The 9,405-nt window shown below is 65.2% G+C and carries 8 protein-coding genes; 2 read left to right on the top strand and 6 right to left on the bottom strand.

Features of this window, described 5'->3' with window-relative positions; genetic code table 11:
• The first annotated feature begins 344 nt into the window (after positions 1-344).
• Positions 345-650 (top strand): ArsR/SmtB family transcription factor, encoded by a 306-nt coding sequence (locus tag ACYVDK_RS05395; protein ID WP_460519053.1) that lies wholly within the window; start codon positions 345-347, stop codon positions 648-650.
• A complete protein-coding gene (locus ACYVDK_RS05390; RefSeq protein ID WP_460519051.1) occupies positions 643-1,569 on the top strand; it encodes an alpha/beta fold hydrolase in 927 nt (308 codons plus the stop codon). Before ACYVDK_RS05395 ends, ACYVDK_RS05390 begins: the two co-directional genes overlap by 8 nt.
• Before the next feature lie 852 nt (positions 1,570-2,421).
• Here the strand turns inward: ACYVDK_RS05390 and ACYVDK_RS05385 are convergent.
• The 6 genes from ACYVDK_RS05385 to ACYVDK_RS05360 form a co-directional block, all read right to left on the bottom strand.
• The gene (locus tag ACYVDK_RS05385; RefSeq protein ID WP_460519059.1) at positions 2,422-3,303 is read right to left on the bottom strand and encodes an EamA family transporter; all 882 of its coding nucleotides are present in this window, start codon (positions 3,301-3,303) and stop codon (positions 2,422-2,424) included.
• 47 nt (positions 3,304-3,350) lie between these two features.
• Positions 3,351-3,740 carry a hypothetical protein gene (locus tag ACYVDK_RS05380; protein ID WP_460519048.1) on the bottom strand — a complete coding sequence of 130 codons (390 nt, stop codon included), beginning with the start codon at positions 3,738-3,740 and terminating at the stop codon, positions 3,351-3,353.
• Between the two features lie 211 nt (positions 3,741-3,951).
• Positions 3,952-6,006: a beta-galactosidase gene (locus tag ACYVDK_RS05375; protein ID WP_460519045.1), complete on the bottom strand. Its 2,055-nt coding sequence runs from the start codon at positions 6,004-6,006 to the stop codon at positions 3,952-3,954.
• Positions 6,003-6,674, bottom strand: a complete 672-nt coding sequence (locus tag ACYVDK_RS05370) for a YesL family protein (protein ID WP_460519042.1) — start codon at positions 6,672-6,674, stop codon at positions 6,003-6,005. Before ACYVDK_RS05370 ends, ACYVDK_RS05375 begins: the two co-directional genes overlap by 4 nt.
• A gap of 28 nt (positions 6,675-6,702) precedes the next feature.
• Positions 6,703-8,361: an ABC transporter substrate-binding protein gene (locus ACYVDK_RS05365; RefSeq protein WP_460519039.1), complete on the bottom strand. Its 1,659-nt coding sequence runs from the start codon at positions 8,359-8,361 to the stop codon at positions 6,703-6,705.
• 86 nt (positions 8,362-8,447) lie between these two features.
• Positions 8,448-9,362, bottom strand: a complete 915-nt coding sequence (locus ACYVDK_RS05360) for a carbohydrate ABC transporter permease (RefSeq protein ID WP_460519056.1) — start codon at positions 9,360-9,362, stop codon at positions 8,448-8,450.
• Positions 9,363-9,405: the final 43 nt, after the last annotated feature.

The raw sequence follows: 9,405 nt of genomic DNA, 5'->3' as shown, positions 1-9,405 counted from the left end.
CCCAAGAATGCGAAAATCCCACCGAATCGGACTCAGCCAGCCATCACCATCGGCTCGGTGGATCCAGGCTTAGCTTCGCCTCTGACCAGCCGGGAAGCGAGGAGAAGCTCCTCGATCAGCTCGCCACGCTCCTACCCCAGTAGTCGTTCAAGATCGGGAATCGGATGCACGCTGACGGATCCGTCACCGGGCATCGATCGCGCTAAAGAGCGCTGCGGGAACACCGCCGCGATGTGCTGTGTGGGGTCAACCTCACCGCACCGTACTGCCCGGCTAACGGATCCGTTCACGGAGATCGCCACACGATGTTGGACATAGATATATAGGAATGTCATTATGTGCCTATGGATCAATCGGAGATCGAGTACTTCGCGGCCGTTTTCAGGGCGCTGGCGGATCCAACCCGTCAGCGCATTCTCGAACTCCTGCGGGAGTCGGATGAGTTGACGGTGACGCAGATCGCGTCCAATTTCGACTTCGCTCAGCCGACGATCTCGCAGCATCTGCGGGTGCTGAAGCAGGTGGAGGCGGTGAAGGTGCGCAGTGCTGGGCAGCAGAGGTATTACCGGCTGTGCAACGTGCGGATGTACGACGCCATGGAACAGTTCATGCTGACGTACGAAGCAGAGTCGAAGGCATCCGATGAGTAGGCAGGCGCTGCCGGGGGTCTCGATCGCGCCGCGAGTCGTCACGACGAGCAGGGGTGAGGTCGAGTACGACCTCACGGAGGGCGCGGGCTCCATTGTGTTGTCGCTTCATGCGGGTCTCGGCGGCGTTGACCAAGCGCGGGTCACCAACGACTGGCTGGCCAGGAACGGCTACCGCGTGCTGAGCTTCTCGCGGCCCGGATATCTCGGCACACCACTGGCCAGTGGTGAGACGTTCGAAGAGCAAGCCGATCTGCTTGCGGCGCTCTTGGATGCGCTCGACGTCGAGCGGGGCGTCGTGACGTCATTATCTGCCGGGGGCCCGGCGGCGTATCTGTTCGCGGCGAAGCATCCGGAGCGCACCACGGCTCTCCTGGCCATCTCGAGCGTGAGCGGCGACTACGTCATGCCGGAGACCGTCAGCCCCGTCGGCGAGGTCGTGTTCATGAGTTCGCCCGGGCAAAGAGTCATGCGCGCCTTCATGAACAGGTTCCCGCGAGCGTTCCTGTCCACCGCGCTCTCCGGGATCGGCTACTTGCCGAAGGACAGACGCGGGACCTATGTCGACGAGGTGCTGAATTCGCCGGAGAAGCTCGCGTTCATGCGCGGGCTGATGGAGACGATGTACCCGTACTCTTCGCGGAAGGCCGGGAACGAGAACGACATGAGGCAGTTCCGGGCTATCACGCCGCTGCCCTTCGACGAGATCACACGGCCCACGCTTGTCATTCACGGAACGCTTGATGCGGACGTGAAGTTCTACGACGGCGTACGCGCATGGGAGCGCATCCCGAACGCCCAGCACTACTGGATCGAAGGCGGCGACCACCTCGCATTCTGGCTCAGCTCGCAGGCATCGGAGGCTCAGTCGTACGCGCTCGAGTTCCTGCGTCGGGCGGAGGAAGCGTGGCCGGGTTCCTGACGGCCTGGAAGCGCAGGCGGGAGGCCTACAAACGACTCTCGCCGGTGGTGCGATATCCGCTGGTCGGACTCGCGTTCGTACTCCTGCCCGTGAGCACCTTGCGAGGTTGAACATGACGCCACGATCCCCGCTCGAGGAACGTCGTAGCCGCCCTAGAGCGGTATGTGGAGGTTTGCGGTGGCGGTATACGGACCGGGACAAGTGGACGTGCCGTCGTTCTTCCAGCTCAACGCGACGACATCATTGGCCAGAATGTCGCCGGAGCTATCAAACGCTGCGACTCGCCCATGAGCCGGGCGCGATGAGCCGCTCGGCACCGTCCACACGTTGCCCTGGTGGGCGATCGGGATTGGCGTAGGCGTGGATCCCTCGACCTTGATGGACAACCGGTGCGGAGTACAGGCGACGCCAGCACAGAATCCGACGTCGCGGACCAGTGTGAGGCTGCCGGCGACGTGCACGCGGACAGACGATGAGAGCCCAACGGCTGAGCAAGCCGCCGACCGCGTCGACGAGCACGCCGACATTGCCGCGACAACGACGATTGCACCAATTGCTGCCGACCTCGCCCGAGACCACATACGGCTAGTATCGGGCCGATCGAATCGACCCACGCCGTCGTAGCACCCCGGCAACGCGGCAAATTGCCAACAGCCCGGTGAGAGATCCGCGTACGGACTTCACCGGTTGTAGACGTCGCGACGGTGGCCGAGTGTGATGACGGCGACGATCAGAACATCGTCGTCCGCAATACCAACGACTTCGAGTCGACGGGCATCGAGACGGTCGATCCGTGGCAGTACCCTGCTCGCTGATCTGTGCATCGACACCAGGTGCCCCCGGCTCCTTCGCCTACCCCACCTCGTCGGGCGCCTCCGGTGCCGGCTCGTGGGGGCGGGCCGACCAGACGGCGCCGATGCTGGCGCCGATCACGAGCAGCACAGCGACCACCCCCACCCAGCTGAACCTCTGCCCGAGCAGCACGAGGCCGGCGAGCGCCGCCGTCGCGGGTGCGAGGCTCATCAGCGTGGCGAACGTCGACGCGTGCAGGTGGCGCAGCGCGAGCAGCTCGAGCCCGTAGGGAATCGTGGACGAGAGCAGCGCCACCGCCGCACCGAGCAGCAGCACCTCGGGGCGCAGGAGAGCGGATCCCGCCGAAACGATCCCGAACGGTGCCGACGCGATGGCGCCGATCGTCATCGCGATCGCCAGGCCGTCGAACTTGGCGAACCGTCGCCCGGTCTGGCGTGACAGCAGGATGTAGAACGCCCACGACGTGCCCGCACCTGCCGCGAGCAGAACACCGACCAGGTCGAGGTGTCCGAAGCTGCCGTCGCCCAGCAGCACGACGCCGACCGCGGCCAGCCCCGCCCAGAACCACGCGACCGCCCTGCGCGCCGCCACCACCGACAGTACGAGCGGCCCGAGCACCTCGATGGTGACCGCGGCGCCGAGCGGAATGCGGTCCAGCGACAGGTAGAACAAGCCGTTCATCAGCGCCAGCACGAGGCCGAAGCCGGCCACGGTCATCCAGGAGCCGAGACGGATGCCCCGCAAGCGCGGCCGCGCGATCGGCAGCAGGATCGCGGCCGAGAACAGCACCCGCAGAAAGACCATGCCGAGCGAGCCGACCTGCGGAAACAGCAGAACCGCGATGGATGCCCCGACCTCCTGGCACACCAGCCCGGCGACCACGAGCGCCGCATACCGTGCGCCGCCCGATGCCGCGCTCACTGACGACAGGTCACCGGATGCCGCAGCGCCGCCCGCGCCCGGACCGGTCACTTCACGGTCTCGTCACCGGCATCCGCCAGCCACACGCGCGTGCCGCTCGGAGGTTCGGCGCGCAGCCGCTGCAGTGCGGCGATGAACGGCGCCATGCTGCTGGAATCCGCCCGGTAGCGGTGCGCCGTGCGGGAGATCGTGATCGTGACGATGTCGACGTTCGCCGCCGCGGCGACATCCGTCTGCACGTCGCCGTCGATCAGCACGAAGTCGGGTACATCGTGCGGGTCGCCCGAAGCGAAAACGAGCCATTCCTCCGTGAGACCGAGCTCGCCGTCCACCCATCGACCCTCACGCAGAGCGGATGCCGCGACCGGCTCCGTCACCAGGAACTGGTTGCGCGGCAGCACCTGCTCGACGTGCACGCGTCGCACCGGCTCGCTCACTGCGACTCCATCACTCTGGACCGCCCACGTCTCCGAAGGACAAGGGTTCGTGCCGCATCATGCGCGAAAGCCTACGTGCTCGGCGTGCGCCCCGACCGGGCTCCGCCTGCCGCGGTGCAGTCCCTCGGCCATGTTGTGCGCTACCGGCCGCCGCGCGACGCGAGCCGGCCGCTCGCCGCGTGACGTCACCCGGCTGAACGCCAGCGCGACGTCACGCCGTCGCGCGCACAACGGCGACGCCGAGCGGCGTCAGCGTCAGGGCATCCACTACCGCACCGCCGGTGAGCAGGTCGCGGCCGGCGAAAGGGAGCGACACGGTGGCGGCATCCGTCTCCGAGTGATTCAGTGCGAACAGGAACCGCGCATCCTCCGACTCGCGCACCGTGACCTCGACGTCGGCCGGCGCATCGGGCACGAGCGGCACGATCCCCGACCGCGCCGCCTCGCCGGTCAGCAGACTCGCCAGTGCGGATGCCTCCAGCCGCGTTCCCACGTACACAACCAGTCCATCGCCTACCGCGTTCTCCAGCACCGCGGCGCGGCCTTCCAGCAGGCCGGTCGTGTACACGGCGCGCACCGAGGCGGACTCGGCGTGCAGACTGTCCTGCCACCAGTCCGCGGTGGTGACGAAGTCGCGGTCTCCGAACCGCACGCCGAACGACTCCCCGTCGCGAGCGGGCCAGTACTCGTCGATGTAGCCGCCGATGAGGTCGCGCAGGCCGCCGGGGTACGCCGGCTGCCGTACATTGTTGCTCTCGTCGACCACGCCGGAGAAGAACGAGCACACGACCCGGCCGCCTGCCTCGACGAACCTGGTGAGAGCCTCGACGAAGCGGTCAGTGACGAGATAGGCGTTCGGCACCACGATCATCCGGTAACCCGAGAGATCGGAGTCGAACGAGACCACGTCAACGGCGTGGTGCGCCTCCAGCAGCGGCCGGTAGTGATCAAGCACGAGCTGCGGGTAGTCGAAGTCGTTCCGCGGCAGGCCGTGCGTCTCGGTGAGCGCCCACCAGGCATCCCAGTCGAAGAGCACCGCGATGTCGGCGTGCGAGGTCGTGCCGAGCGCACTCTCGATCAGCGGAAGCTCGTGGCCGAGACGCTCGACCTCGAGCCAGGTACGAGATCCCGTGCCCGAATGAGGCAGCATCGCCGAGTGGAAGCGCTCTTGCCCGCCGCGGCTCGCCCGCCACTGGAAGTACAGCACCGAATCCGAGCCGTGCGCGATCGCCTGGAACGAGCCGGAGCGCATGAGTCCCGGCCGCTTCGCGTTGTTCACCTTCCACTGCGAGACCGCGCTCGCCGCCTGCTCCATGAGCACCCACGGTTCACCCTTCAGCGAGCGCATCAGGTCGAAGTTGAAGGCTGCCGCGACCCACGAATCGACCTCGCCCGGGTTCGGGTAGATGTCGAGGGCGACCGCGTCCTGCTGCTTCGCCCACGCCCAGTAGTCGACATTGCGGTAGAACCGCATGAAGTTCGTCACGATCGGGATGTCGTCGCGGAACTCCCGCACGATGTCACGCTCCGCTTCGAAGCATTCGAGAAGTGCATCCGAGACGAAGCGCTTGAAGTCCAATTGTCTGGCGGGATTCATCCACGAGCGCGGAACGGCCGGAACGTCCACCTGATCCCACGCCGTGTAGCGCTGGCTCCAGAACCGGGTGTACCAGGCCTCGTTGAGGGCATCGAGCGAGCCGTAGCGCCGTTGCAGCCAGGCGCGGAACGCCACCGAGCTCTGCTCGTTGTACGCGGTCGGGCCGTACTCGTTGCTGATGTGCCACATCGCCAACGCCGGATGCCCCGAGTAGCGTTCCGCGAGCGCCCGCGTGATGATGGCGGCCCGCTCCCGGTACGCGGGTGATGAAGGGTCGTAGTGCAGCCGGTTTCCGAAGCCGAACGTCTCGCCGTCTGCCATCACCGGCAGCGTCTCCGGGAACCGCTTCGACAGCCAGACCGGTGGTGCCATCGTCGGCGTGGCCAGGTCGACGGCGATGCCCGCTTCGTGCAGCAGGTCCATCACGTCGTCCATCCACTCGAACGTGAAGACGCCGGGCTCCGGTTCGAGCGACGCCCAGGCGAACACTCCCAGCGTCACGAGGTTGACGCCGGCGCGCCGCATGAGCGCGACATCCTCGAGCCACGTCTCGCGCCCCCACTGCTCGGGGTTGTAGTCGCCGCCGAACGCGAAGCCGCCCAGCCGGGCGCGCAGGCCATCCATGCGGGTACGGCTGACCTGAGAGCCCTGCGTGTCTTCGCAGGTCATGACGTGAACTCCTCGGTCAGGCGGCGCACGAGCGGCCGCGACGCGAGAACCGTGAGGAGAGCGAACGGCGCAACAAGGATGCCCGCAGCCACCTCGCTCCCCACGTACACGAGCCCGCCGGCGACGGCCATCAGCACGGCGGCGGCGAGCAGCCAGCGCGGGCTGCGCGTGAGTCCGTACGCCGCGAGGCGCAGCACATCCCGCAGCCGGAACGAGAAGAACGCGACGATCACCAGCACGGTGCTGCCCCAGAGCACGGCGGCGGCTCCGAGTACGACGAGCAGCCACGACACAGGGGCGGGCATGCCCGACGTGAGATCGAATCCGAGTACGAAAAGCAGGGTGAAGTACGGAGCCCAGAACAGGAGCGTCTGCCGCCATCCGATGAGGTAGCCGCGCACGAAGAGCCGGAAAGGTTCGATGTCGCGACCGTCGGCATACCTGCGCATCGTGTAGAGCGCGGCTACCCATGCTGGCCCGATCGAGAACCCTCCGATGACGAGCAGGAACTGGCCGCCGATCGGAACGAGCGGTGAGAGGAAGACCGCGGCGCCGAAAGGCAGGATGGCGATGGCGAATGCGGCCGTCGTGCCGAGCAACCCGTACAGCGCGAACATGGCGCGGAACCACGGCTTGTCGAAGACGTCGCGCTGCGTCGTCGTGCCCATTGATGAATCCGCGCCATGCCACATGCGATCAGCCGACCTTCTTCTGCACCGCTGCGTAGTAGCGGTTGGCGTTGTCGACGTAGGTCTGCATGCCTTTGCTCTTCAGCGACGAGACGTAGGCGTCCCACTGGTCGAAGCCCTGCTTACCGAGAATGAAGTTCAGCGTCGCGGTGTTGGCGGTGTCGATCAGCGCGGTCTGCTGAAGGGTGGCCTGCTGCAGCTGCGTCGGCGTGTAGGGAACGCCCGGCGACGGTGGGATCTGCTTGTACGCCGACATCACCTTCTGCCAGGCGAGCTCCTCGGGGGGCATCGTGGAGTCGACGATCTTGGTCGTTCCGCCGTACATGAAGTTGCCGCAGGAGAAGCCCATGTCGTTGCGGATATCCGTCTTCGCGTTCGGGTCACCGAATCCGTAGGCGGAGAGTTTGTAACCCGGGAGCAGTTCGTACTTGCCGTTCTTGACTTCGTACGTCTTGCCCTCGACACCCCACTTGAGAAACACCTGCGCGTCGTCGGAGTACCAGAGCCAGTCGATGAACTGGAGCAGTGCCTTGAAGTCGGACTTCTTCGTGGCGTCGGTCGAGACCATGATCCCGTTCTCAAGGCGGGAGCCGGTGACGACCTTGCCCAGAGGTCCTGCGGGAGACGGAAGCTTGGCGATCTTGAACTTTCCGGCGCCCAAGTTCTGCTCCATGGCCGTTCGAGAGAGCACCAGTGTCTGTGCGTTGGCGTTGATGAAGTACGACTTGCCGGTGTTGAACTTCGCCAACGCCTGGTCGTCGCTCTGCGTAAAGCTCTCTGGATCCATCAGCCCTTCGCTGACCAGCGAAGCGAAGTACTTGAGCAGATCCTTGAATTGATCGGTTGCGGGAGCGAACGAGAACTTCTGCTTCTTCGTGTCGAAGAGCAGCCCGTTGCCGATGCCCCAGTTCGCACCTGCCATCGTTCCCCACGTCGCGGCGGCGAGGTTGAGAGTGCTTGCGCCGAGCCAGCGGTCGGAGAAAGGGTACTGAACCTCCGGGTGCTTCTGCTTGACCTTCTTCAATGCAGAATGGAGCTCGTCCCATGAGGTCGGGGTGTCGATGCCGTCGCCCTCGAGGATGTCGGTACGTGCGCCGATCGTGTAGTCGACGAACAGTGTCTGGTGCAAGCCGGGGAAGACGTAGTACTTGCCGTCCGCCTGGCGGATCGTGGCCAGGTCCGGCTCGAGCTTCCATTTCTTCACCTTGTCGGTGAAGTTCGGCATGTACTGCGTGTAGTCGCTCGCGGCGACGATGGCGCCGCCGCCCACGAACTGGGTCTCCGAGCCCGGATAGGTCTTGGCTATGATGTCGGGCGCGTTGCCGGAGTTGATCAGCAGCGACCGCTTCGTGTTGTAGTCCGCGTACGGCACGATCGTCGGATTGAACGTCACATTCGACTTGTCCGTGATGTCTTTCCAGAGCTCCCACGAGGACTTCTCGGGGTAGGCGGGATTGTCCTGGAAGAGCAGCGAGACGGTCAGAGGCGTCGTCGCCTTGAACTGCTCGTTCACGCCGAGCGACTTCATGGCGCCCTTGGCTTTACCGGTGAACGGATCTTTGCCCGACGGCGTGCTCGCGGTCGACGAGCATCCGGCGAGCAGCCCGACGGTGATGCCCGCCAGGCCGAGCGCAAGCACATTGCGCCGTGAGATTTCGGTGGTCATGGCTGTGAACCTCCAACTGTGGATGTGGGTATGGGGTGGAACGAGAGAATCGCGGACGAGGGATGCCGGCCTACGGCATCCGCCGATCAGCCCTTGACGGAGCCGAGCATCACGCCCGAGATGAAGTAGCGCTGGATGAACGGATATACGCAGAGGATGGGCAGCACGCTGAGCACCATGGTGACCGCCTTGATGTTCGCGTTGATCTGCGTGAGGTCGCCGGCCGCATTCGCCCCGGACGTCTGCGCGCTGCTCGCCCCGGCGATCAGGTTGCGCAGGTAGATGGTCACCGGGAACAGGTTCGAGTGGTCCAGGTAGATGAACGCCTGGAACCACGAGTTCCAGTTCGTGACCGCGTAGAAGAGGATCATCGTGGCGAGCACGGCTTTGGAGAGCGGAAGTACGATGCGCCACAACGTGCCGTAGGTGCCCAGCCCGTCGATCTCTGCGGCCTCTTCCAATTCGCGAGGCATGTTCTCGAAGAACGACTTCATGATCAGCACGTTGTAGACGCTGATCGCGTTCGGGATCACGACCGCCCAGATCGTGTTCGTCATGTGCAGGCCGTTGACCAGCACATAGTTGGGAATGAGGCCGCCGGAGAAGAACATCGTCACGACGGCGAGGCCGATGAAGAACCGGCGACCCTTCAGCTCGGGCTTGGAGACGGCGTACGCGAACATCGTGCTCAGCACCATCGAGATCGCCGTGGCCACTACGGTGTAGAGCACGGTGTTGCCGTAGTTGATCCAGAACATCTTGTCGCTGGCGACCACCTTGTAGGTGTCGATGTTGAACCCGAGCGGCCAGACGGTGACCTGGCCGAACTGGATGTACTTCTCGCTGCTGAACGACTCCGCGATCACGTTGAGGAACGGGTACAGCGTCACCGCCACGGCAAGCAGCAGGATCACCACGTTGATCCAGCCGAAGATGCGCTGCCCGCGCGTCCGATGCAACCGAGACCCTCGTTTGCTCGGCGAACGCGAGCCGAGAGTGATGGCGACAGTCGCGTCGGACTCGTCATCCCTCGAGCCGATGCTG

It is taken from the genome of Humibacter antri, assembly GCF_054777235.1.
Note: the sequence above shows the minus strand (reverse complement) of the source record. Positions and strands in the feature narration are given on the sequence as shown.